Raw genomic sequence first — 24818 nt, forward strand, 5'->3', positions numbered from 1 at the left:
CGGAACGTCTCTTTTATATTAATCTTTAGAAATTCCCCAAATGTCCATCAGCTGATGGATGTTCGGCTCAATATCATGGAGCTGTAAATTACCAAAACCTAATAAAAATGTTCTTTTCGTGTAATGCTGCTCTGTTAAATAATAATTTGATAACGGTAAAATATGAGTCCCGTGTTCACGTGCAATCTTTTGCAGTTCCCGTTCAGATTTTTCATGACGGAATGCAACGAGTATGTTTGTACCGGCAGCATCCCCGGATATTGATATTTGAGAGTAATGATTTGAAAAGACTTCAATGCATTTATCGTGTTTTTTACGATAAATTTTACGCATCCTATTTAGATGTTTTGCAAAGTGTCCATCCTTCATAAAATTCGCTAAAATATGCTGTTCAAAACGAGGAACAGTAGAAGAATAGTAATTGAAATGTTCCTGATAGCGTTCGACGAGTGTTGGCGGCAAGACGAAAAAGGCAACACGCAGGGATGGCATCAGAGATTTCGTAAAAGTACTTAAATAAATGACCCGGTCATTTGCATCTAATCCTCTAAGTGCCGGAATGGGCTTTCCAATATAGCGAAATTCACTGTCGTAATCATCCTCGATTATAAAGCGGTCTGGCGTTTTAGCTGCCCAATTTAATAATTGAGTGCGACGGTTGGCTGAAAGAACCGCACCTGTTGGGAATTGGTGTGAAGGTGTAATATAAACAACATTTGCATTGGATTTCTGTAATTGTTCCACCACAATTCCGTCTGTATCAACAGAAATAGGAATGGCGAGCTGCCCTAACTGATGACGGGGAATGGGTGAATAGCCCGGATTTTCAAAAGCAAGCTTTGAGTCAGCATCCAAAATTTTTAAAATCATAGGCAGTAACTGCTCGGTACCGGAGCCAATGACAATTTGCTCTGGCTGGCATTCGATTCCGCGTGACTGGTGTAAATAGTTCGCGATTTCGATACGCAACGCAAGCTCACCTTGTCGTTCCCCTGTCTGAAGTAAATGTTTGAACGGCTTATCGAGCACATCTTTTGCGTATTTTCTCCATATTGTAAATGGAAAAGCTTCCTCATCAATTTTTGCGGAAGAGAAATCAACTTTATATTCTGTCGTTTCCGCTGTTTTTTTAACTTCATTGTTTGATGTGTCACTTTGGCGGTAAGGTAATGAATCTATTTCTTCAACAAAATAACCGATACGCGGTTTTGATATAATATAGCCTTCAGCCAGCAGCTGCGAATACGCAAGTTCGACGGTTGTTTGACTTATATTGAAAAAATCCGCAAGTTCCCTTTTGGAAGGAAGACGTACACCAACAGCCAGCTGGTTGTTAGTAATGGCATTTTTTATACCGATATACAGTTGTTCATATAGCGGGATCGTATGTTCCTTATGAAGCTGAAAGAAAAGCACTGTCATTACCTCCTTATGTAACCTTATTGAAATTTAGATTTTAACTAGTATTGATAGTGTCAGAAAAGTATAGCATGTTGTAGAAAATTAGTGAACGTTTTCAACAGAACTTGCAAATGTATATGGTTTTATAGTACAGTATGGTTAAATTTATAAATGAATTCGATGATAGGAAGTAGTAGCAAGCACGTTTTTTTTAGAGAGTCAGCGGTCGGTGGAAGCTGATAAAGACACTTGTGAATCCGTCCTTGAGATGCTTTTTCCGAAATAACAGTAGGTGGAAGCCGGCTTACCAAAGTCGTTAATTGTTAAGAGGAATAGAGTTTTCTATTCAATTAGGGTGGCAACGCGGGTAGCTCTCGTCCCTTTCATAGGGATTGAGGGCTTTTTTGTATTTACTCCGCTAATACATTAACGCGTTAAAGTGCTCAAGATCATCATTTCATAAATTTTAGGAGGAAAAATTATGTTAGATATTAAACGCGTCCGCGACAATTTTGAAGAAGTAAAACGTATGCTTCTTACACGTAATGAAGATTTAGGAAATCTGGACAACTTTGAAAACTTAGATTCAAAACGCCGTGAACTAATCGCCAAAACAGAAGTATTGAAAGCAGAGCGCAATAAAGTGTCAGAGCAAATTTCTGTTATGAAGCGCAACAAAGAAGATGCAACAGAAGTGATTGCACGTATGCGTGAAGTAGGCGATGAAATTAAAGCATTGGATGCAGAGTTAAATGCAATTGAAGATGAATTTAAAAATATGATGATGCGTTTGCCGAATATCCCACATGAATCAGTACCTGTTGGCACAGAAGAAGATGACAACGTGGAAGAATACACTTGGGGTGATGTACCGGCATTTGATTTCGAAACGAAGGCACACTGGGATATTGCAAAAGATTTAGATATCGTGGACTTTGAACGCGGTGCTAAAGTTACGGGAAGCCGATTCTTATTCTATAAAGGTTTAGGTGCCCGTCTAGAGCGTGCTTTACTGAACTTCATGATGGACCTTCATTCAGATCAGCATGGTTATACAGAAATGCTGCCACCGCAAATCGTTAACCGCGATTCACTGACAGGTACTGGCCAATTACCGAAGTTTGAAGAAGACGTATTTAAATTAGTTCGTGAAGAAGATGAAATGGATTATTACCTGATTCCGACTGCCGAAGTTCCGGTAACAAACTATTACCGTGATGAAATTTTATCAGCAGATATGCTGCCGCAAGCTTTCTCTGCATTCAGCGCTAACTTCCGTTCAGAAGCAGGATCTGCAGGTCGTGATACACGCGGACTGATCCGTCAGCACCAGTTCAACAAAGTAGAATTAGTGCGTTTCGTTAAACCGGAAGAATCATATGAGCAACTTGAAATTTTAACTGGCCATGCTGAAAAGGTGTTACAGATTTTAGGTTTACCATACCGCAAACTAAAAATGTGTACAGCAGATTTAGGTTTCACAGCTGCGAAGAAGTACGACTTGGAAGTATGGATTCCTGCTCAAAACATGTACCGCGAAATTTCTTCATGTTCAAACTTCGAAGATTTCCAAGCGCGTCGTGCCAATATCCGTTTCCGTCGTGAAGCAGGCGCAAAACCGGAATTCGTTCACACATTAAACGGTTCAGGTCTAGCAATTGGCCGTACAGTAGCCGCAATTCTGGAAAATTACCAACAGGAAGACGGTTCTGTTGTTATTCCGGAAGTGTTACGTCCATATATGGGTGGCCTAGAAATCATTACTGTAAAATAATTTAAAAAGTGTGTTGAATTCAATTTCAACACACTTTTTTTTTATAAAATGAAGGAATTAGCATTTGATTTACAAATCGAGAGTATTTTGTTATATTCGATAAAATAATATACATAATTTAGTGAATGTGGATTTGGAAAATTCAATGAAACTGATTTTATCATACGCAGGAGAACATATATTAAAACTTCCAAAATCTTATTGAGGTGAAAATCATGCACTTTCCTAAGCAAGTTGAAATTATTGAAGTTGGTCCGCGTGACGGTTTGCAAAATGAATCACGCTTTGTACCGACAGAAGAAAAGAAACAATTAATCAAGCGATTATATGAAGCGGGTTTCCAGCGTATTGAAACGGCTTCATTTGTTCATCCGAAAATTGTCCCGCAAATGGCGGACGCACAGGAAATTACGGCGTTCTGCAACGAATTGGGGATGGAGTATATCGCTTTAACCCCAAATATGAAAGCGCTGGAACGGGCAATTGATGCAGGTGTACCGCAGATTGCGGTATTCGTCGGGGCAAGTGAGACATTCAACCAAAAAAATATAAAGCGTTCCATTGAGGAATCTTTGACGGAGTGCAGCGAAATGTTCCGGCATGCCAAAGCTCAGCAGAAGTTTATTCGGGGCTATGTATCAATGTGTTTTAGCTGTCCGTATGAAGGGGTCATTTCCTATGAGCAGGTAAAGCGGGTCGTAGCACAATTTGTAAATGACGGGGCTGACGAAATTTCAATTGGAGATACGAATGGACAGGCAAATCCGCGCATCGTGTATGAACGGTTCAGCGCATTGAAAAAAGATTTCCCAGATACAATGTTCGTGGCCCATTTCCATGATACAAACGGTTTTGCCTATGCAAATATTATAGCTGCAATAAATGCTGGAATTGAAAAGTTTGATAGTTCGATTGCCGGACTGGGCGGTTGTCCATTTTCGCCTGGAGCTACAGGAAATGTAGCAACGGAAAAAGTGGTGGAGCTGTTTGAAGCGATGGAAATAAAAACAAATATCCAACAGGAAAAATTAAAGGAAGTGGCTAATTTCGCTTTCAGCTTAGTTTGAGAATGGCCGGAAACTATTCATTAAAATGGATTATTGGAAAAAAGCAAAATAAAAACGACGGCACATTTATTCGGTAATGTGCCGTCGTTTTTGTAAGGCAAGAAGTATATAAAGCACAATCCAAATACAAATGATAACTCCTGCTAAACTGGCTAAATAACCAGTTGCCCCAAATGCATCGTTCAACCATTGAAGAGGCGTCCCTTTTACAGGACGGTTTAGAAACATGAAATTCGTATGGAAATGGGCGTTATATACATACACAGGCGGAACTGTGATTAACAGAAATAATACAGACCGCCAAATATCAGTAAAATTTGTCGCCAGCTGCTTTTCCAAAATCAAAGCCGCTACCACTACAACAAGCAGTGCATGAAAGATGAAACTGTGAAAGTGCAAAAACCCGCCAACCGGATCAATTGTCCATCCGGGGAATAAAAGTGCAATCGCAGCTCCGGGTAATGTGAGCGTGTATAGTAGTGTAGCTGTTGTGCGATTTGGGAAATAGGCGTGCCAGCCAATAATGAAAATGCCAAAACCGCATAAGTGGAGTGGTGGACTCCAATATGAATATTGATCGGTTACGAGTAAATAAATCTGCTTTGCTACTTCTAAAAACAGCAGCAGCCAAAAAGCCGATTTCAGGAAAAGATCTTGCCTTTCATAAGAAAAACAATGATAAAAATATAAAGAAAAAACTAAAAAAACCGCAATAATGATAAGCCACATTATATGAACCGAATCAAAAATAGAAAATCCGTCCATTTCCCACACCTTACTTTTCGGATTGTTGTTTTCTTGCTAATTTCTCTGCTTTTTTACGGTCGCGAAGCGCTTTGAAAAAGTCTGTTAAAATTTGTCCGCACTCTTCTGCCATAACACCTTCCGTTACAGTACATTCATGATTAAAACGCGGATCATTGAGCAGACGGTATAATGAGTCGACACAGCCCGCCTTTACATCACGTGCACCATAAACAACCCGTGGTATGCGCGATTGCAAAATAGCTCCTGCACACATCGGGCAAGGTTCAAGCGTGACGTATAAAGTAGTTTCTTCCAGCCGCCAGCTGCCTATTTTGCTGCAAGCTTCCTGAATGGCCATGCTTTCTGCGTGTGTCAGAGCATTTTGGGTTGTTTCGCGTAAATTATGTGCACGTGCAATAATCTCATCTTTATATACAATAACCGCGCCGATCGGCACTTCTCCAAGCGCAGCAGCCTTTTTTGCTTCTTCCAATGCTTCCTGCATGTAATGGTGATCTTTATTTTCGAGCATTCGTCTCTCACTCCTTAAAACCTAGTTTAGCATGCTATTGAATAGATGGGCGACAAGAAATAAATCATGCTATGATGAAAGAAAAGTTTGAAGGAGAACAGCGATGAAATCATTTCAAAGCGTGGAAGAAGTAAATGAGTATTTTGAAAAAGCATTGGCTGATCTGGATAAAGAATATGAACAGAAATTATTGACGATTGAGAAAAATGAGCAGCAAGTGACTAGGACTCTGCAAAAGCAGTATGAACAGCAAAAAAAAGCGATTGCACAACAGTATGAACACGAGGAAAAGAAACTTAACCAAAATCGCGACCAAGCAATCGGAAAAATTGAAATGTTATTCGCTAATAAAAGGGAAGTTATATTAGAAAAATATAATATTGTTTGTGAAGAAGAGAAAAAAAACTATCACGTCAATAAAATTGAACTTCTTGAGCAAAAACAAGCGGAAGAATGCAGGAAGTTTCAATTTTATCATGAACAGCAGAAAGCGCTAATAACACAGATTGCACAGGCAACGGATCTGACAGGGGCAATGGAACAGGCATTGGATAATTTACATCAGGAGTTTACAGACACCTTGAGTAAATCTAATCAGCAATTTGATGAAGCAGAGCAGCTGTTTGAAGAAAACTGCCATGTGCTGGTACAAAAGCGTGATGAGGCAATCGAAAATCTGATGGATAATGAAGCTGCATCACAAAGCCAGCTAGATGATCAGTTATTCGAGGCATTACACGATCTGTCCGAAAAAACTGAGAAAAATTATGAGCAAATCGAACAAAGCTATATTGAAAAAGAACAGTCTCTTCAGGAAATGGTATTTGCCCGGCTAGAAAAAATAAATGCTGATTATGATAAACAGCGTGAAAAGTTATTTGAATTACAGGAGGAAGCGCTGGCGCTATTTGATTAGTAGAAATTGGCTATGCATGAATTCATTAAAATAGAATTGTTTGCTTTGTTGTCTAAAGAACGTTGTGATAAAATTAAAAGCATTGACTATAAAAAGAGAAGGAGCACTTCTAATGTCTGTGCCATTTATAACAGTAGAAGGTCCGATTGGTGTTGGGAAGACCTCATTATCTAAGGCCGTATCACAAACGTTTGACTATCATTTATTAAAAGAGATTGTAGATGAAAATCCATTTCTCGGTAAGTTCTATGAAGATATTAATGAGTGGAGCTTCCAAACGGAAATGTTTTTCCTGTGCAATCGCTATAAACAATTATCTGATATTCATGAAATTATTGAAGCACAAGGGCCAGTAGTGGCTGATTATCATATATTTAAAAATCTGATCTTTGCAAAACGTACTTTAAAACCGAATGAATACGAAAAGTACGAGTCGATCTACCGAATTTTAACTGCTGATATGCCAAAGCCAAATATGGTCATCTATTTACATGCAAGCTTAGATACATTAATGAAACGGATCGCTATGCGCGGTCGTGAAATGGAAAAGAACATTTCACGTGACTATATGGAACAACTTTCAAGCGATTATCATCAATTTATCGGACATTTTGAAAAGATGCATCCAGAAATTCCTGTCATCTCATTAAATGGGGATGAGCTTGATTTTGTGAAGAATGAAGAAGATTTAAATTACGTACTACGACTAGTAGAAGAAAAGTTACAACAAAGGAGTTTGCATCAGAAATGAACTTAAGAGAGAAGTACAATATTCCTGCTAATGCAGTGATTACAATTGCAGGAACAGTCGGTGTCGGAAAGTCAACAATGACAAAAGCATTATCACATAGCTTAAACTTCCGTACATCTTATGAAAAGGTTGATACAAACCCTTATTTAGATAAATTTTATGATGATTTTGAAAAATGGAGCTTCCATTTGCAAGTATATTTCCTTGCCGAACGTTTTAAAGAACAGAAGCGTATTTTTGAATATGGCGGGGGCTTTATTCAGGACCGTTCTATTTACGAAGATACGGGCATTTTTGCGAAGATGCATTATGACAAAGGTACAATGACACCGACAGATTATGAAACATATACAAATCTTTTTGATGCAATGGTTATGACACCGTATTTCCCGCATCCGGATCTGCTTGTTTATTTGGAAGGTCCAATTGATGATGTAATAGGACGTATCCATGAACGAGGACGCGAGATGGAGCAGCAAACGCCTCATTCGTACTGGGAAGAAATGCACGGACGCTATGAAGACTGGATTAACAACTTCAATGCATGCCCGGTGCTGCGTATTGATATTAACGATTATGATTTAATGAAGAACCCTGCACAGGTAGAGGATGTCGTAGCACGTATCGGTTATATGCTAGAACAAACAAGTCATTTACGAAAATAATAAAAAGGACTGATTTCTGTAGAATAGCGGAAATCAGTCTTTTTCATTTCGTCCAAACGATGATAAAAATAGGTGCCATAATGAGAAGGAACACGAAGAAACTCCATAAAACTTGTTTACCGGTCGTCATATTTTTAGGTTTCATACTGATGGATTCATAAAGCTCGTTCACCGCACGTTGTTCCCTTTCATAAAGCATCCTTTGAAAAGAAGCATAGTTTTCGATATATGATGCCGGGTTTTCAAAATGAAAGCGAATTGAACGTATATCATCCGTAACATCTTTATCTTTATGCATATATGTGATTGTAGGGGCGAGACCGCCTGTCAGCCGGGCAGTAACTTGTATATCGAAGGTCTTCATCCTATACGTTGTCTTCCCACTTTCATCTGTCACTGTTTCAATGAGCGGATTGTTCAATATAGATCCCTCCTTCTCTTTATTATTAGTATTCCCAATATAAGTATATTTGTAACGATTTTAAAAAATATTGCGAAGGAAAAGTTATATCGTTTATGCTTAAAATAATTACAAATTTTTACGATTTGTAACATTATAGCGAAAAGGGGATGGGAATATGACTTTATCGAAGGTAGATCGCTTACGTGCATTACCGACGACAGCAATTTCCGATGCAACAGGGGGACATACGAATGTAGCATCGACTATTAAACCGCTTGCCGAACACTTTAAAATTGCAGGACAAGCGAGAACGGTACGCCTGCCGGACGGGGAAAATGGAGCGGTACTAGAAGCGATCAGTCAGGCTGAAAAAGGGGAAGTTTTAGTCATCGATGCTAAGGGCAATACAAATCGTGCTGTAGCGGGGGACTTTGTTATGCAGCTAGCGCAAGGTATCGGTGTGCAAGGTTTTGTAGTGGATGGGGTTATTCGCGATATAGCAGCTGCAAAGGAAATTGACTTTCCGGTATTTGCATTAGGTACAACAGTAGCAGCAGGCAATAAACATGGGGGCGGGACAGTAGGCATAGCCGTATCTGTAGGAAATGTGGCTGTTCAAACAGGTGATTATGTCGTGGGTGATAGTGATGGTGTCGTTATTATCCCTCAGAAGGATGTTGAACGGATTATTGAGGCTGCAGAAGCAAAAGTAAAGAAGGATGAAGAACGGGCACATGAGGCATTACATAATGGGGAAGCATCAATCCGTGCTTATTTAGCAAAAGTGGTGAAATAAAAAATGGCGTAGTGAATTTATTGTTCACTACGCCATTTTCTAATTTTATTTTAGGTTCGCAGCTTGGTACTCAGCAAATTGCTTCTCGTCGAAACGTTTTTCCCATTTCGCCATAACAAGTGCTGCCAATGTATTACCTACTACGTTTACAGCTGTACGAGCCATATCTAAAATACGGTCAATACCTGCAATGAATGCTAAACCTTCAAGTGGGATACCTACAGAACCCAATGTTGCAAGAAGTACTACGAAAGATACCCCTGGAACACCCGCAATACCTTTAGATGTTACCATTAATACAAGCATTAATGTAATCTGTTCCATAATTGAAAGGTCAATACCGTACATTTGCGCAATGAAGATTGCTGCAATCGCCTGGTAAAGAGTAGAACCGTCTAAGTTGAATGAATAACCTGTCGGGATTACGAACGATACGATATCTTTCGGTGCACCCATTTTTTCTGTTTTTAACATAATACGAGGTAATACTGTCTCTGATGAAGAAGTAGTGTAGGCCAGTAATAGCTCGTCCTTAATCATACGAATTAATTTAAAGATATTAATACCGAAAATACGGGCTGTAATACCTAATACAACGATTACAAAGAAAATCATAGTTGCATATACTAAGATTGCCAATTTCCCTAACGGAATAAGGGATTCTACACCAAATTTGGAAACGGTTACACCTATAAGTGCAAATACCCCGATTGGTGCGAATTTCATTACTAAGTTTGTGACCCAGAACATGGCGTCTGCGGTACCTTGGAAGAATGCGAGCACTGGTTTTCCGCGATCACCAATTGCCGCTACACCTAAACCGAAAATTACAGAGAAGAAAATAATTGCCAGCATATCGCCTTCTGCCATTGCATTTATAATGTTTTTAGGAACGATGTCTACAATAATCTGGATTTTACTTTTATCTTCTTCAGCTTCCGTTGTTTCTACATAAGAAGAAATATCAGATTTCTCTAATGCATTCATATCAATACCAGCACCTGGTTGGAATAGGTTAGCTGCTAATAAACCAACAACAATCGCAACTGTTGTAATAACTTCGAAGTAAATAAGTGTTTTACCGCCAAGACGACCTAATTGTTTCATATCACCAGTTCCGGCAACACCAACGATTAGTGTCGAAATAATAATCGGTACAACGATCATCTTAATTAAGTTTAAGAAAATATCGCCAAGTGGCTGTAAGTAAGACTGTGCAGTTTCATTACCAAAGAACACAGCACCTACAATAACACCGAGTACAAGACCGATTAAAATTTGCGCGGCTAAACTAATTTTAAACTTTTTCAAAATATAGTTCCTCCTAAAAAATCAGATTCAGGACTAGCCTAAAACTAATTTTATTAGATACATACAAAATCCGACAAAATCCGACTAATCCACCTTACTAATAATTTCAGAATATAAAACTTGGATGAATTTTTTTATGTTTACTTTTGCTTTACGTTGCTCATTATTCTCTATTTGATTCATTAAATAACGAATATCCGTTAAGTCAAAGTAACGAGGGGTATAATACTCAAATTCAGAGTTTGTATAATCGACAATCCCTAAGTTCGCCAAGTTAATCATTGCGGCTAATATAGTTCGGCGTACACGCTGTTCAATTGCTTTACTCTCTTTTACAATTTCGTCAGGCGTATTTTTCGTCAGCATGGCAACACGTTCATATACTTCCTTTAATGGAGGGAGCGGCGCTATTTTATGCTTCTCGATTAATAGCTGTTCAATAATTTTTATAATATCTTCACTGCCCACTTCAGCGACAATGCCCATATCATTTAAGATGGACTGGATATGTTCCCGTGCCGTCTTTTTTGTATGTGTCACATCTGTGATATCAAAGTTTGTCAGGGACTGGCGAATAACTTGCAAAGAATTTCTTAATAAGTATTGCTCAGTTGTCCGTTTTAATACCATTTGTACTTCAACTTTATTAATAGGCTTATGAATGAAGAATTCAATTCCTTTTGAATAGCCTTCAGCGACCATTTCTTTATTAACCACTTGTGAGATCATAATAAACTGACCTTTAAAACCATTTTGCTGAAGGCGTTCAATTGTTTCGATTCCATCCAACTTCGGCATCAGTAAATCAATTAATACAAACTCCGGCTGCATCATTAAAATTTGGGGAATGGCATCCAGACCGTTTTTTGCCTCACCAATGACAGCTCCGAGTTCACAGTCATTAATAATATTACTGAGCATCATACGGCTTGCCCGGTCATCATCTACTATAAAATAGCGCATTAGTAATTCTCCTTTTGAATATTTTTTGTAGGAATCTGTACAATAAAACAAGTCGATGTATCACTTGTTACATGAATATTCCCTTCAAGGTTTTCTACAATTGTTTTAGTATGGGAAAGGCCGATTCCTGTAGAACCTTGGCCCTGCTCGTTAAACTTGGATGTATAGCCGGCATCAAAAATGATGGGAATGAGTGCCGCATCAATTCCGACTCCATTATCTTCTACAATAAAAGAAGTCATATCCTGCTCGACTACGATATTCAATGTAATAAATCCGCTTTCTTCAATTGCCTCCACAGCGTTGGCCGTTAAGTTATTTAAAATCGCAAACAGTGCAATATGGTTTTTTGTTTGATAATCATCAGGACAAATCAGTGTAAAGGAAATCGATTTATTTAAATAGGCGGCATAATTTTCATTTGCTTCTACAATAAAACTTAGTAAATCAGACAACAGAAAATCTGACGGGTAATTTCTCGTTGTAATTTTAGAAAGCCCGGCATGAATACGTTCATTATCCTTTTTAACTTCATGGATTTCCTGGGCAATATGTAAAGCTTCGGAAGCTAGCTGCGCCTCATTTGTTTTCAGCTTTTTGTATAGCTGATAACTGTTTGCTGTAAGCTGCTCGATTTGGGTCATCGTTTTTTGAAGGTACAATGCTTCTACATATAACTCCGAATGAATTGTCATGAGCTGTTTCAGCTGCTTTTTCTGTTCAGACATTGTAATCATGCTGTAAATGCCTACAACAAAATAACTGCGTAACAATCCAACGAGGATGAACAATAAAAACGAAGTAAAAGTTTCCTGATCAGAAACAAGCAGAATGTCCGTTAATACATGTTCGATCGTGTTTGATATTACTTCAAATGCTGTTGCCGATAAACCGAGCATAAGTGGTTGTTTTTTTAACTCGTCGAGCGGGATTAGTTTAAAACATAGTGCAAAGACTATATAAAAGGCACCGGCCGGCAAATGTTCTATGATATGAGTAAGGAAGCTTTGTCCATAAATAAAAATATCCAGAAATGAACGACCGACGATGACGATTAGTGCAGTCAGCAAACCGGTAGAGACAATCGGTAATGGACGGATCAGTAAAGCAAAGAAGAAAATAATGCTTCCTAGACCGAAACGAAAAGGTCCTTCTTCAAAGGGAATTATTTTAATTTCGCCGCCAATAGCCGTCAATAAGCCGACGAGTAGCATAAATAAGAATAGTTTAGTTGTTTTAATATGTGGCTGAGTCGATTCCAATTTTGATATACCGCCCTTTACAAATATGACATAGTACTTAATTGTACAAGATAGTTGTCTATAAATACAAAAAAGTACTATTTCCACGAATGAAAATAGTACTTTAAAGTGAATTTAGATATAAAAAAAACCGCTTAACTAATTACAGCGGATGAAAGTTCAAAAATGGAGGAGGTAGAGGGATTCGAACCCCCGCGCGGTGTTACCCGCCTGTCGGTTTTCAAGACCGATCCCTTCAGCCAGACTTGGGTATACCTCCAAAATATAAGATGTCTTTTCGACAAAGATTAATTTACCACGTAATGAGTTTTGCGTCAATAAAATTTAGACAAAAAATCTTTGAATTTTTTGGATTGGAAAAAATTAATTAAAGCAATTCATTGCAATTTGATAGCTTGCTTAGTATACTAATACTTGCCGTGCTAGATGGGGAGGTAGCGGTGCCCTGTAACTTGCAATCCGCTCTAGCAAGATTGAATTCCTTTTCTGAGGCTGTCCGTATTGTTTGGTCTGCCTTTTGCACGTAGTGTTGACGGTTGGGTCCTGCGCAATAAGTACCCATGAACCATGTCAGGTCCGGAAGGAAGCAGCATTAAGTGGTATCACTTATGTGCCGCGGGGTAGCCTAACCCGAGCTGGCGACAAGAGTAACGCTTATGTGCGGCAGTCGAAGAAAGGTGCACGGTATTAAAATTACCATTTCAAACGCATCCATCATTTATTGGTGGATGCGTTTTTTATATGAAAAAGAGAATTTATTTTCATTCAACTTATTACTAATTGATCACTGAATAAAGTAGTTCCTGCTCAATGTCACAGATTATTTATTCATCTCATTTCAAAAGAGTTTGTACTTACTTTATGCTATACTGAATGTATGTATTTTTAAATGGAAGGGAGAGGGGAAAGGTTGACATATCAAGCGTTTTATCGTGTTTATAGACCACAGTCATTTCGAGAAATGTCAGGTCAGACACATGTAAAGAGGACCCTTCAAAATGCTCTCCTCGCAAGCAAGACAACACATGCCTATTTATTTTCCGGTCCTCGAGGAACAGGGAAAACGAGTACTGCAAAAATATTCGCAAAAGCATTGAACTGTGAAAATGCCCCGGCAAGTGAGCCATGCAATGAATGCCCTACTTGTTTAAGTATTACTGAAGGTTCACATACGGATGTAATAGAATTTGATGCTGCTTCCAATTCAAGGGTGGAAGAAATGCGCGATATTATCGAAAAAGTCCGTTTTGCCCCAGCTAATGCTCGCTTTAAAGTGTACATTATAGATGAGGTGCATATGCTTTCTACGAGCGCATTCAATGCATTATTAAAAACTCTTGAAGAGCCACCTGAGCATGCGGTTTTTATTTTAGCTACAACAGAGCCTCATAAACTGCCGGCAACGATTATTTCCCGCTGTCAGCGATTTGATTTCAAACGACTTTCTTCTATAGATATAGTAGAGCGTATGAAGGTTGTATTGGAAGATATCGGTATGGGCTATGATGAGCAGGCATTAAAGGCAATTGCTCAAGCTGCAGCAGGAGGTATGCGTGATGCACTAAGTTTACTAGACCAGGTTGTTTCGTTTAGTAATGAACACGTTCAATTGGAAGATGTACTTCTTGTAACAGGTTCCGTAAGCCAAGATGCGTTTTACGATATTGCGATTTCTCTACAGGAAAAGGATGTTGCCCAAGTATTAGGAAGTGTCGAAAACTTAATTGCGGACGGGAAAGAACCATTACGCCTTGCGGAAGACTTTATTACTTTCTTCCGGGATCTGCTTCTATTAAAGGCAGATGGTACGTTAGAGGAATTATTGGAGTTTATTTCACCGGATGAAAAGTTTTTGTCATTAGCAGGCCAGTTTGAAGCTAATACACTTTACGGTTTTATCGATATTTTGGCGAAGACCCAGCAAGAAATGCGCTTTTCGCATCATACGAAAATATATTTAGAAACGGCCCTTTTAAAAATGGCCCAATATAAAGCTTCACCACAAGCGACAGCAGCAGTCGATCCAGCTATTGAAGGTAAGGTAGCTTCCCTTGAAAGCCGGTTAGGGCAACTGTCTCAACAGCTTCAAAATGGTGGAGGAGCCCCTGTTCAACAAAAGGAACAGGCCCGCCAGCGTGTACGTCCCCAAGGGAATCAATATAATGCTCCAACGGGCCGTATACAGGAAGTATTAAAAACTGCAACAAAACCTGACCTGCAAAAAGTGAAATCTGCTTGGGCGGGTGGTTTGGCAAGCTTGCAAAAATCACATGCAGCTTTATTGGCGGATGCAGAGCCTGTAGCCGCAAATGCAAGTGCTTTTGTGATAAAATTCAAGTATGATATACATTGTCAAATGGTAGCTGACAACAATGCACTTGTTTCATTGTTTACACAGCAGATCGCTTCGGAAATAGGGATTCAATATGAACTTTTATGTATACCGGAACCGGCTTGGATCCGTTTGCGTGAAAACTTTATAAATGAAAATGGCTTAAATCAAAAAAAATCACCATCGGATGAAGTGAATGCGGCGGAGGATTTAATAGAAGAGCCCCCTTTCCTTGACGATGTTCAAGTAATGGAAGCGCAAGATCCGCTCATTACAGAAGCCGAAAAACGTTTTGGAAAAGACTTTGTTGAGGTTATCGAAGAATAAATATACATTTTAAGGAGGAAATAAGATGCGTGGTATGGGTAATATGCAAGGCATGATGAAAAAAATGCAAAAAATGCAAAAAGAAATGATGGAAGCACAAGAGGCTTTAAATGCACAGTTATTTGAAGGTGCTGCAGGTGGCGGTATGGTGAAAGTAGTAATGAACGGCCAACGTCAAATGCTAGAAGTAAATTTGGATGAGTCTGTAGTAGATCCGGAAGATATCGAAATGCTACAAGATTTAATCGTTATTGCAACAAACGAAGCATTGAAAAAAGTTGAAGAGACAACAAATTCTACAATGGGCAAATTCACACAAGGGATGAACCTTCCTTTCTAAGTTGTATCAAGTAGAATGTAGCGCACATCTCAAACATTGGGATGTGCCTTTTTAAAGAAGGGGGAACAGAATGCATTATCCAGAGCCGATATCTCGATTAATAGACAGTTTCATGAAGCTGCCGGGCATTGGTCCGAAAACAGCTGCCCGATTGGCATTTCACGTATTAACAATGAAAGAAGATACTGTATCGACATTTGCAAAAGCGCTTGTTGATGCAAAACGTAACTTACTCTATTGCTCTCAATGTGGTCATATAACAGATATCGACCCTTGTCATATATGTTCAGATAAACAACGTGATGTATCGACGATTTGTGTTGTACAGGATCCGAAAGATGTAATAGCTATGGAGAAGATGCGTGATTATCAAGGTCTTTATCATGTGTTACACGGTGCAATTTCACCGATGGACGGGATAGGACCTGAAGACATTAATGTAGCATCGTTATTGGGGCGCTTGCATGACGAGCGTGTACAAGAGTTAATATTAGCGACGAACCCGACAATAGAAGGGGAAGCGACAGCGATGTATATTTCCCGCCTTGTTAAACCATCAGGAATTCGCACTACACGTATCGCACACGGATTACCTGTTGGCGGAGATTTGGAATATGCGGATGAAGTAACATTATCAAAAGCGCTGGAAGGTAGACGCGAGCTGTAATACAGGAGGAAGCCCCATGTTATTTTCTCGGAAAGGGAAACTCAAAAAAGAATTTGATGAGAAACTAGTTTCTTCTATTAAAGAGACAAAAGAAGCATTACAAAGTGCGAAGGTAATTGAAGAATTGACCGACGATTATAACTTAGATGTAATTGCTGAACGAAAAAGAGCCGAAAGCATACATTATTACTTATATAAAGAAGCGCGTGTACGTCGTGTACTAATTAAATAATCATAATCTTTTAGAAATAAGAAGCGAAGCAGTTGCATATGTTACCACTAAATAAAAAAGGATGGTGCTATGCAATACATAGGTTTAGCTATGGTCTGTTTTGTTGTCTTGTTTCTTTTTTTATTAAATAAAAACGCAAGAGGAAAAGTATGGGAGTACTTTGCCTGGTTCTGGTTTAAAATTGCAGTTGTTATCGTTGTACTGTTTTTAGGAAACTTAATGATCGGGGCTGCAGGGCTTCTTTTTTATGTGCCGATCAATTTCTTTTCAGTTCTTACAATAGCAATCTTAGGCATTCCCGGTATGATGTGTGTAACATTATTAATATTATTTAAATAAAAATAACAAAAACTATTGCCAAGTGAATAATATCGTGATATATTATTATAAGTCGCAACGACGACAACAAATATCAAAAAAACATTTTAAAATAAATGTTGACATAACATTCACAGAATGGTAAGATATAAAAGTTGTCACTTAAACGACGCAATGAACCTTGAAAACTGAACAAGCAACGTTAATGAAACAAGCTTCTTAAATGAAGCAAACAATAGATTTCAACTTCTAACGAAGTTGGATCGCTAGCAAAGCAAATGAGCTTTCAAACTACTTTTATGGAGAGTTTGATCCTGGCTCAGGACGAACGCTGGCGGCGTGCCTAATACATGCAAGTCGAGCGGAAATTTTATTGGTGCTTGCACCTTTAAAATTTTAGCGGCGGACGGGTGAGTAACACGTGGGTAACCTACCTTATAGATTGGGATAACTCCGGGAAACCGGGGCTAATACCGAATAATACTTTTTAACACATGTTTTGAAGTTGAAAGACGGTTTCGGCTGTCACTATAAGATGGACCCGCGGCGCATTAGCTAGTTGGTGAGGTAACGGCTCACCAAGGCAACGATGCGTAGCCGACCTGAGAGGGTGATCGGCCACACTGGGACTGAGACACGGCCCAGACTCCTACGGGAGGCAGCAGTAGGGAATCTTCCACAATGGACGAAAGTCTGATGGAGCAACGCCGCGTGAGTGAAGAAGGATTTCGGTTCGTAAAACTCTGTTGCAAGGGAAGAACAAGTAGCGTAGTAACTGGCGCTACCTTGACGGTACCTTGTTAGAAAGCCACGGCTAACTACGTGCCAGCAGCCGCGGTAATACGTAGGTGGCAAGCGTTGTCCGGAATTATTGGGCGTAAAGCGCGCGCAGGTGGTTCCTTAAGTCTGATGTGAAAGCCCCCGGCTCAACCGGGGAGGGTCATTGGAAACTGGGGAACTTGAGTGCAGAAGAGGATAGTGGAATTCCAAGTGTAGCGGTGAAATGCGTAGAGATTTGGAGGAACACCAGTGGCGAAGGCGACTGTCTGGTCTGTAACTGACACTGAGGCGCGAAAGCGTGGGGAGCAAACAGGATTAGATACCCTGGTAGTCCACGCCGTAAACGATGAGTGCTAAGTGTTGGGGGGTTTCCGCCCCTCAGTGCTGCAGCTAACGCATTAAGCACTCCGCCTGGGGAGTACGGTCGCAAGACTGAAACTCAAAGGAATTGACGGGGGCCCGCACAAGCGGTGGAGCATGTGGTTTAATTCGAAGCAACGCGAAGAACCTTACCAGGTCTTGACATCCCGGTGACCACTATGGAGACATAGTTTCCCCTTCGGGGGCAACGGTGACAGGTGGTGCATGGTTGTCGTCAGCTCGTGTCGTGAGATGTTGGGTTAAGTCCCGCAACGAGCGCAACCCTTATTCTTAGTTGCCATCATTCAGTTGGGCACTCTAAGGAGACTGCCGGTGATAAACCGGAGGAAGGTGGGGATGACGTCAAATCATCATGCCCCTTATGACCTGGGCTACACACGTGCTACAATGGACGGTACAAACGGTTGCCAACCCGCGAGGGGGAGCTAATCCGATAAAACCGTTCTCAGTTCGGATTGTAGGCTGCAACTCGCCTACATGAAGCCGGAATCGCTAGTAATCGCGGATCAGCATGCCGCGGTGAATACGTTCCCGGGCCTTGTACACACCGCCCGTCACACCACGAGAGTTTGTAACACCCGAAGTCGGTGAGGTAACCTTTATGGAGCCAGCCGCCGAAGGTGGGATAGATGATTGGGGTGAAGTCGTAACAAGGTAGCCGTATCGGAAGGTGCGGCTGGATCACCTCCTTTCTAAGGATTTTTCGGAATCATTCCTTCGGGGAATGAAACATTAACGTTTGCTGTTCAGTTTTGAAGGTTCATTCTTAATAGAATGAAACACTTCAAAACCTTTGTTCTTTGAAAACTGGATAAAACGACATTGAAAGCAATAAATCAAATTTCTATTTTATAGATTTTTAAACAAGTCAAGCAATTGACGTGTAAACTAAATCTTGGATTTTATCCAAGTGTTAACTTTTGGTTAAGTTAATAAGGGCGCACGGTGGATGCCTTGGCACTAGGAGTCGATGAAGGACGGCACTAACACCGATATGCCTCGGGGAGCTGTAAGTAAGCTTTGATCCGGGGATTTCCGAATGGGGGAACCCACTATCTTTAATCGGATAGTATCTTCACGTGAATTCATAGCGTGTTGAAGACAGACGCAGAGAACTGAAACATCTAAGTACCTGCAGGAACAGAAAGAAAATTCGATTCCCTGAGTAGCGGCGAGCGAAACGGGAAGAGCCCAAACCAAAGAGCTTGCTCTTTGGGGTTGTAGGACACTCTATACGGAGTTACAAAAGAATGAACTAGACGAAGCGACTTGGAAAGGTCCGCGAAACGAGGTAAAAGCCCTGTAGTCAAAAGTTCATTCCCTCCAGAGTGGATCCTGAGTACGGCGGAACACGTGAAATTCCGTCGGAATCCGGGAGGACCATCTCCCAAGGCTAAATACTACCTAGTGACCGATAGTGAACCAGTACCGTGAGGGAAAGGTGAAAAGCACCCCGGAAGGGGAGTGAAATAGATCCTGAAACCGTGTGCCTACAAGTAGTTAGAGCCCGTTAATGGGTGATAGCGTGCCTTTTGTAGAATGAACCGGCGAGTTACGATTACGTGCGAGGTTAAGTTGAGAAGACGGAGCCGCAGCGAAAGCGAGTCTGAATAGGGCGAATTAGTACGTGGTCGTAGACCCGAAACCAGGTGATCTACCCATGTCCAGGGTGAAGGTGAGGTAACACTCACTGGAGGCCCGAACCCACGCACGTTGAAAAGTGCGGGGATGAGGTGTGGGTAGCGGAGAAATTCCAATCGAACCTGGAGATAGCTGGTTCTCTCCGAAATAGCTTTAGGGCTAGCCTCGTGATTGAGAATACCGGAGGTAGAGCACTGTTTGGACTAGGGGGGCATCTCGCTTTACCGAATTCAGACAAACTCCGAATGCCGGATATTTATACACGGGAGTCAGACTGCGAGTGATAAGATCCGTAGTCAAGAGGGAAACAGCCCAGACCACCAGCTAAGGTCCCCAAGTAATCGTTAAGTGGAAAAGGATGTGGCGTTGCTTAGACAACCAGGATGTTGGCTTAGAAGCAGCCATCATTTAAAGAGTGCGTAATAGCTCACTGGTCGAGTGACGCTGCGCCGAAAATGTATCGGGGCTAAACGATTCACCGAAGCTGTGGATGCATACTTTGAGTATGCGTGGTAGGAGAGCGTTCTAACAGCGTTGAAGTCAGACCGGAAGGACTGGTGGAGCGGTTAGAAGTGAGAATGCCGGTATGAGTAGCGAAACATGGGTGAGAATCCCATGCACCGTATGACTAAGGTTTCCTGAGGAAGGCTCGTCCGCTCAGGGTTAGTCGGGACCTAAGCCGAGGCCGATAGGCGTAGGCGATGGACAACAGGTTGATATTCCTGTACCACCTCCTCACCGTTTGAGAAATGGGGGGACGCAGTAGGATAGGGTAAGCACGCCGTTGGTTGCGCGTGTTCAAGCAGTAAGGCGTGTATGTAGGCAAATCCGCATACTATAACGTTGAGCTGTGATGACGAGCTCGTATGAGCGAAGTTCCTGATTTCACACTGCCAAGAAAAGCCTCTATCGAGGTGAGAGGTGCCCGTACCGCAAACCGACACAGGTAGTCGAGGAGAGAATCCTAAGGTGTGCGAGAGAACTCTCGTTAAGGAACTCGGCAAAATGACCCCGTAACTTCGGGAGAAGGGGTGCTTCTTTGGGTGCATAGCCTAGAGAAGCCGCAGTGAATAGGCCCAGGCGACTGTTTAGCAAAAACACAGGTCTCTGCAAAACCGTAAGGTGACGTATAGGGGCTGACGCCTGCCCGGTGCTGGAAGGTTAAGAGGAGCGGTTAGCGCAAGCGAAGCTGTGAATTGAAGCCCCAGTAAACGGCGGCCGTAACTATAACGGTCCTAAGGTAGCGAAATTCCTTGTCGGGTAAGTTCCGACCCGCACGAAAGGCGTAACGATCTGGGCACTGTCTCAACGAGAGACTCGGTGAAATTATAGTACCTGTGAAGATGCAGGTTACCCGCGACAGGACGGAAAGACCCCGTGGAGCTTTACTGTAGCCTGATATTGAATTTTGGTACAACTTGTACAGGATAGGTAGGAGCCAGAGATCTCGGAGCGCCAGCTTCGAAGGAGGCGTCGGTGGGATACTACCCTGGTTGTATTGAACTTCTAACCCATGCCCCTTAGCGGGGTAGGAGACAGTGTCAGGCGGACAGTTTGACTGGGGCGGTCGCCTCCTAAAGAGTAACGGAGGCGCCCAAAGGTTCCCTCAGAATGGTTGGAAATCATTCGTAGAGTGTAAAGGCATAAGGGAGCTTGACTGCGAGACCTACAAGTCGAGCAGGGTCGAAAGACGGGCTTAGTGATCCGGTGGTTCCGCATGGAAGGGCCATCGCTCAACGGATAAAAGCTACCCCGGGGATAACAGGCTTATCTCCCCCAAGAGTCCACATCGACGGGGAGGTTTGGCACCTCGATGTCGGCTCATCGCATCCTGGGGCTGTAGTCGGTCCCAAGGGTTGGGCTGTTCGCCCATTAAAGCGGTACGCGAGCTGGGTTCAGAACGTCGTGAGACAGTTCGGTCCCTATCCGTCGTGGGCGTAGGAAATTTGAGAGGAGCTGTCCTTAGTACGAGAGGACCGGGATGGACATACCGCTGGTGTACCAGTTGTCTTGCCAAAGGCATCGCTGGGTAGCTATGTATGGACGGGATAAGTGCTGAAAGCATCTAAGCATGAAGCCCCCCTCAAGATGAGATTTCCCATTACGCAAGTAAGTAAGACCCCTGAAAGACGATCAGGTAGATAGGTTCGAGGTGGAAGTGCGGCGACGCATGCAGCTGACGAATACTAATCGGTCGAGGACTTAACCACATTTTATTGCACAAATTCAATGAAACGTTTATCCAGTTTTGAAAGAATGAAAATTCTTTTACATAGGCTTTTTAAAGCCCACTATAGTGAAGTGATGATGGCAAAGAGGTCACACCCGTTCCCATACCGAACACGGAAGTTAAGCTCTTTAGCGCCGATGGTAGTTGGGGGCTTCCCCCTGTGAGAGTAGGACGTCGCTTCGCACATGTAGAACCCACTGAGAAATCAGTGGGTTTTTTTGTCGTTTTAAATTAAAATTTAATCAACTTTAGCTTTTAAATAATGGTAACTGCAATGTATCCAGAAAGGAATTAGGAATAAGATTACAAGCTGTGTGTAAGCCGAGTAAAATAGAATGGAAATGTTTCTAATATATTTAGCTTATTAATTGTCCCATATTCAATTTAAAAGCTCCCTTAAAGAAGGAAGCACTTTGAATCACTCATCTTGATAGCTTAAAGATTGTTCATGGTATTCAAGAAGAGCTTGAGTTAGTTGTTTAGAAAACCTTTCTTCTATATATGCAGCGATGTACAGTTTTTTATCGACTTCCAATTGCGAAGAACGGAAAAGTTTTTGAAAAAGAGTCGTCTTTTTTTGTTGTGAGTACTGCTGGACTGCCTCATTTTGCAAACGGTTAAGCACAATTTGCTCAATTGCCTTTTCCCTAATACGAATTGCGATATCTTCTTTATTCGAAGCCATGATTTCCTCGACTTTCTTTTTCAATTCTGCATTTTCCTGTTCAAGTTTTTTTGTGGCATTTTGGATCTCCCCCAATTCCTGTGATGGTTCCGGAGGGAGTGCTTTGATTTCCTGTTTAAAGAAATCATGATTTAAGCTTAATTGCATCTGCTCAGTTTCTTCGTCTTGTTCCATTTTAAACAAACCTGTCTTCATAATCTGCTCCAGGGCCTGGCTCATGGCATTGAGTCTGTATTCAATATTATCGGGCATTCCTACTTCTGTTGAGGAAGGGATTCTTTTTTTTACAATATGGCCATCTTTATTAATACGTAACAGCTGCTTTAAACCTTTTACACGATACTCGTCTTTTAAAAGCAGAATCATACGCAATTTTAAGACAGCTTTAAAGTCCAGACGAATAACCGATGCTGTAGTGGGATTTGACGCTTCACCATCAAAAAGATACTCTTCAAACGGTTTAATGTAGTAACGTATCTGTGCATCAGTGACATTAAACCAGCTGGCAACTTCAGGTGTGGAATAGTATTTCTTTTCGATGAGGTCGGACAAATAAGGTTCCGATAAAAAGAATTGTTCAGTTGGTGTTTCTTTAATTACTAAATATAACGGATCATCTGCGAAAATTTCTTTAATACGGTTCTCTATCGAAATCGTTTGTTCCATCTTTTCTCTCTCCTGTTCTACGGGGGATTTTTCTATTCTATGCATTGCTAAATTTACTTCTCTACTTTTTTCTATTCTTAATGGTTCGGTTTTATACCAATTTTTTTAAAAAGAGAAAGAAAAGATGTTCTATAAGTTAATTAAACGGTTTTACTAAAGTTAAGGGTGAATTTTAATTAAGGTATTGATAGGATTAATTTATGGACTAAGGGATTACGGAATTCAAATGATACAACTTGTTAAAGTTATAGAGAAAGAGTTAATCTTAATGGGGAAATTATTAGGGGAAGAAATTATAAAATTGAGGAAGCTCCGAAACATTACACAACAACAACTTTGTAAAGATGTTTGTTCACAGGCAACTATTAGCCTTATTGAAAAGGGAAAGATGTTACCCGGTATTGATATTCTGTTATTACTTTCTCTTAAACTAAATATACCGGTTACACATTTCACTGATATCATCTATTTGGAAAACAATAACTTGGAAAAAGATTTATTAAATCAGGTAGAGACTTTGCTCTCTTATATGGAGTATGAAAAAATATATGATCTGGCCAACAATGAACTTGATTCTGAAACAGAAAATAACTGGTACCAATACTATTTTAAGTGGTTATATTATTTAAGTGGGTATCACACAAAAAAAGTGACAATTGATGAGGCATTGCTGCAAATTACAAAGCTGCTTCACGAGACACCGAATTATGAATTGAATAAAAATTATTTGTTGGCGCGTATTCAAAATTCATTGGCTGTTTTATATTCACTTAAGAAGGAACATAGTATGTCGATGTTCTATTATAATAAAATCGACCTGAATATTTTAGACAGCAACGTTTTATTTGATTCTAATACCTTCAAATTGAAAGTCATTTTTAATAAAGTAAAAACTACTTATGATATGGAATTTTATAAGGATGCTATTGAGATAGCAAAATCAGGCATTGCTGAATCGGTTAAAACTGAAAAAATAACGTATATAGGAAACTTCTATTATTATCTCGGACAGTGTTATGAGAAGCTTGGATATTCAGAAGAAGAGATTAAATATCAATACAAGCGTGCAGAAATCTTTTTAGAAATATTAGGACGAGAAGCTCTTTTAAAAATCTTGAGGGAATTGAAAGGGCACTGGCTCGTTTGATTTGCTGACAAATGACGATTAAGAGGGGTTTTTAAAATACTTAGAAACCCCCCGTTTACATTTTTACTTTTTAAAAACATTTGGATTTGTGAGGCGAATTGATAGGACTTCCCCGCAATTTGTACAGAAAGTATAAATTTTTTCAGATCCAACAAATGAAACTTTACTTTTCCTCAGTAACAAGTAGTCTGTTGCTTCATCAAATTCAGAACCTCCACAATTTCTACATTTACGATCTTCAATAGGTGTCATATTAATTTCCTCCTTTTTTACTTATATAAAGTATATATGCTTTCTGTAAAAAAGTTACAATATTAGAATGTTAATATTTAATCTCTTTCTAATGAGCATGTACTTGTAAAAGGAAGATTTTTTTATCTAAATCTTTTTGTTAGTCAATGGTAGAGTTGTTATAGATGAGGAATATTATAGTGAGCATGACTTGGTTGATGATAGAAACGTAAATAATGACATTAAATATAGT

Annotated in this window: 21 protein-coding genes, 1 tRNA gene, 3 rRNA genes, 1 other RNA gene and 1 other annotated feature; of the genes, 16 read left to right on the forward strand and 10 right to left on the reverse strand. The window is 40.4% G+C overall.

Going from position 1 to position 24818, the window contains the following annotated elements; all coding sequences use genetic code 11:
• Nucleotides 1–18: 18 nt before the first annotated feature.
• Nucleotides 19–1422, reverse strand: a complete 1404-nt coding sequence (pdxR, locus tag MKX73_RS07075; protein WP_340716856.1) for a MocR-like pyridoxine biosynthesis transcription factor PdxR — start codon at nucleotides 1420–1422, stop codon at nucleotides 19–21.
• Between the two features lie 150 nt (nucleotides 1423–1572).
• Nucleotides 1573–1786 (forward strand) — a binding site (T-box leader).
• A gap of 96 nt (nucleotides 1787–1882) precedes the next feature.
• On the opposite strand from pdxR, the gene serS reads away from it, so the two are divergent.
• Entirely contained in the window at nucleotides 1883–3175 is a 1293-nt protein-coding gene (gene serS, locus MKX73_RS07080; protein WP_340716857.1) for a serine--tRNA ligase, read from the forward strand.
• 215 nt (nucleotides 3176–3390) lie between these two features.
• Complete coding sequence (locus MKX73_RS07085) at nucleotides 3391–4242, forward strand: hydroxymethylglutaryl-CoA lyase (protein ID WP_340716858.1); 852 nt, start codon at nucleotides 3391–3393, stop codon at nucleotides 4240–4242.
• A gap of 66 nt (nucleotides 4243–4308) precedes the next feature.
• Here the strand turns inward: MKX73_RS07085 and MKX73_RS07090 are convergent, their stop codons facing one another.
• A complete protein-coding gene (locus tag MKX73_RS07090; protein WP_340716859.1) occupies nucleotides 4309–5007 on the reverse strand; it encodes a YwaF family protein in 699 nt (232 codons plus the stop codon).
• Between the two features lie 10 nt (nucleotides 5008–5017).
• Nucleotides 5018–5521 (reverse strand): tRNA adenosine(34) deaminase TadA, encoded by a 504-nt coding sequence (gene tadA, locus MKX73_RS07095; RefSeq protein WP_340716860.1) that lies wholly within the window; start codon nucleotides 5519–5521, stop codon nucleotides 5018–5020.
• Between the two features lie 103 nt (nucleotides 5522–5624).
• Here tadA and MKX73_RS07100 point away from each other — a divergent pair, with 103 nt between their 5' ends.
• From MKX73_RS07100 to MKX73_RS07110, 3 genes are all read left to right on the forward strand, one after another.
• On the forward strand, nucleotides 5625–6437 hold the full coding sequence (locus MKX73_RS07100) for a hypothetical protein (protein WP_340716861.1): 813 nt from the start codon (nucleotides 5625–5627) through the stop codon (nucleotides 6435–6437).
• 112 nt (nucleotides 6438–6549) lie between these two features.
• Nucleotides 6550–7188, forward strand: coding sequence for a deoxynucleoside kinase (locus tag MKX73_RS07105; RefSeq protein ID WP_340716862.1), 639 nt, complete (start codon nucleotides 6550–6552; stop codon nucleotides 7186–7188).
• Nucleotides 7185–7853 carry a deoxynucleoside kinase gene (locus MKX73_RS07110; RefSeq protein WP_339174622.1) on the forward strand — a complete coding sequence of 223 codons (669 nt, stop codon included), beginning with the start codon at nucleotides 7185–7187 and terminating at the stop codon, nucleotides 7851–7853. The genes MKX73_RS07105 and MKX73_RS07110 overlap by 4 nt, the downstream gene beginning before the upstream one ends.
• A 43-nt stretch (nucleotides 7854–7896) precedes the next feature.
• On the opposite strand, the gene MKX73_RS07115 is transcribed toward MKX73_RS07110, so the two are convergent.
• A complete protein-coding gene (locus MKX73_RS07115; protein WP_340716863.1) occupies nucleotides 7897–8274 on the reverse strand; it encodes a sodium:proton antiporter in 378 nt (125 codons plus the stop codon).
• Between the two features lie 157 nt (nucleotides 8275–8431).
• Between MKX73_RS07115 and MKX73_RS07120 the strand changes: the two genes are divergently transcribed.
• Nucleotides 8432–9052: an RraA family protein gene (locus MKX73_RS07120; protein ID WP_340716864.1), complete on the forward strand. Its 621-nt coding sequence runs from the start codon at nucleotides 8432–8434 to the stop codon at nucleotides 9050–9052.
• 45 nt (nucleotides 9053–9097) lie between these two features.
• On the opposite strand, the gene MKX73_RS07125 is transcribed toward MKX73_RS07120, so the two are convergent.
• From MKX73_RS07125 to MKX73_RS07140, 4 genes are all read right to left on the reverse strand, one after another.
• Nucleotides 9098–10366 (reverse strand): cation:dicarboxylate symporter family transporter, encoded by a 1269-nt coding sequence (locus MKX73_RS07125; protein WP_340718863.1) that lies wholly within the window; start codon nucleotides 10364–10366, stop codon nucleotides 9098–9100.
• Between the two features lie 81 nt (nucleotides 10367–10447).
• Nucleotides 10448–11326: a response regulator gene (locus MKX73_RS07130; RefSeq protein ID WP_340716865.1), complete on the reverse strand. Its 879-nt coding sequence runs from the start codon at nucleotides 11324–11326 to the stop codon at nucleotides 10448–10450.
• On the reverse strand, nucleotides 11326–12588 hold the full coding sequence (locus MKX73_RS07135; protein ID WP_340716866.1) for an ATP-binding protein: 1263 nt from the start codon (nucleotides 12586–12588) through the stop codon (nucleotides 11326–11328). The genes MKX73_RS07130 and MKX73_RS07135 overlap by 1 nt, the downstream gene beginning before the upstream one ends.
• 166 nt (nucleotides 12589–12754) lie before the next feature.
• Nucleotides 12755–12847 (reverse strand) — tRNA-Ser (locus MKX73_RS07140).
• Between the two features lie 158 nt (nucleotides 12848–13005).
• On the opposite strand from MKX73_RS07140, the gene ffs reads away from it, so the two are divergent.
• From ffs to rrf, 9 genes are all read left to right on the forward strand, one after another.
• Nucleotides 13006–13273: signal recognition particle sRNA large type (ffs, locus tag MKX73_RS07145), an RNA gene on the forward strand.
• A 225-nt stretch (nucleotides 13274–13498) separates the two neighbouring features.
• Nucleotides 13499–15247, forward strand: a complete 1749-nt coding sequence (gene dnaX / locus MKX73_RS07150) for a DNA polymerase III subunit gamma/tau (protein WP_340716867.1) — start codon at nucleotides 13499–13501, stop codon at nucleotides 15245–15247.
• A 25-nt stretch (nucleotides 15248–15272) separates the two neighbouring features.
• Nucleotides 15273–15587, forward strand: coding sequence for a YbaB/EbfC family nucleoid-associated protein (locus MKX73_RS07155; protein ID WP_008408640.1), 315 nt, complete (start codon nucleotides 15273–15275; stop codon nucleotides 15585–15587).
• Between the two features lie 70 nt (nucleotides 15588–15657).
• Nucleotides 15658–16254, forward strand: a complete 597-nt coding sequence (recR, locus tag MKX73_RS07160) for a recombination mediator RecR (protein ID WP_079523431.1) — start codon at nucleotides 15658–15660, stop codon at nucleotides 16252–16254.
• A 16-nt stretch (nucleotides 16255–16270) separates the two neighbouring features.
• A complete protein-coding gene (locus MKX73_RS07165; protein ID WP_251691791.1) occupies nucleotides 16271–16486 on the forward strand; it encodes a YaaL family protein in 216 nt (71 codons plus the stop codon).
• A 69-nt stretch (nucleotides 16487–16555) separates the two neighbouring features.
• Nucleotides 16556–16825, forward strand: a complete 270-nt coding sequence (locus tag MKX73_RS07170) for a pro-sigmaK processing inhibitor BofA family protein (protein WP_340716868.1) — start codon at nucleotides 16556–16558, stop codon at nucleotides 16823–16825.
• A 275-nt stretch (nucleotides 16826–17100) separates the two neighbouring features.
• Nucleotides 17101–18657, forward strand: a 16S ribosomal RNA gene (locus MKX73_RS07175).
• A gap of 230 nt (nucleotides 18658–18887) precedes the next feature.
• A 23S ribosomal RNA gene (locus MKX73_RS07180) occupies nucleotides 18888–21816 on the forward strand.
• Nucleotides 21817–21903: 87 nt separating this feature from the next.
• Nucleotides 21904–22019: ribosomal RNA gene (rrf, locus tag MKX73_RS07185) — 5S ribosomal RNA — on the forward strand.
• Together the 16S, 23S and 5S rRNA genes form the textbook arrangement of a ribosomal RNA operon.
• 235 nt (nucleotides 22020–22254) lie before the next feature.
• On the opposite strand, the gene MKX73_RS07190 is transcribed toward rrf, so the two are convergent.
• Nucleotides 22255–23187, reverse strand: a complete 933-nt coding sequence (locus MKX73_RS07190; protein ID WP_340716869.1) for a DNA primase — start codon at nucleotides 23185–23187, stop codon at nucleotides 22255–22257.
• Between the two features lie 268 nt (nucleotides 23188–23455).
• Between MKX73_RS07190 and MKX73_RS07195 the strand changes: the two genes are divergently transcribed.
• Entirely contained in the window at nucleotides 23456–24334 is an 879-nt protein-coding gene (locus MKX73_RS07195) for a helix-turn-helix domain-containing protein (protein WP_340716870.1), read from the forward strand.
• A gap of 63 nt (nucleotides 24335–24397) precedes the next feature.
• Here MKX73_RS07195 and MKX73_RS07200 read toward each other — a convergent pair whose 3' ends face one another.
• Nucleotides 24398–24586: a hypothetical protein gene (locus MKX73_RS07200; protein ID WP_340716871.1), complete on the reverse strand. Its 189-nt coding sequence runs from the start codon at nucleotides 24584–24586 to the stop codon at nucleotides 24398–24400.
• Between the last annotated feature and the right edge of the window lie 232 nt (nucleotides 24587–24818).

The sequence above is a fragment of the Solibacillus sp. FSL W7-1436 genome (genome assembly GCF_038007305.1).
GTDB lineage: Bacteria > Bacillota > Bacilli > Bacillales_A > Planococcaceae > Solibacillus.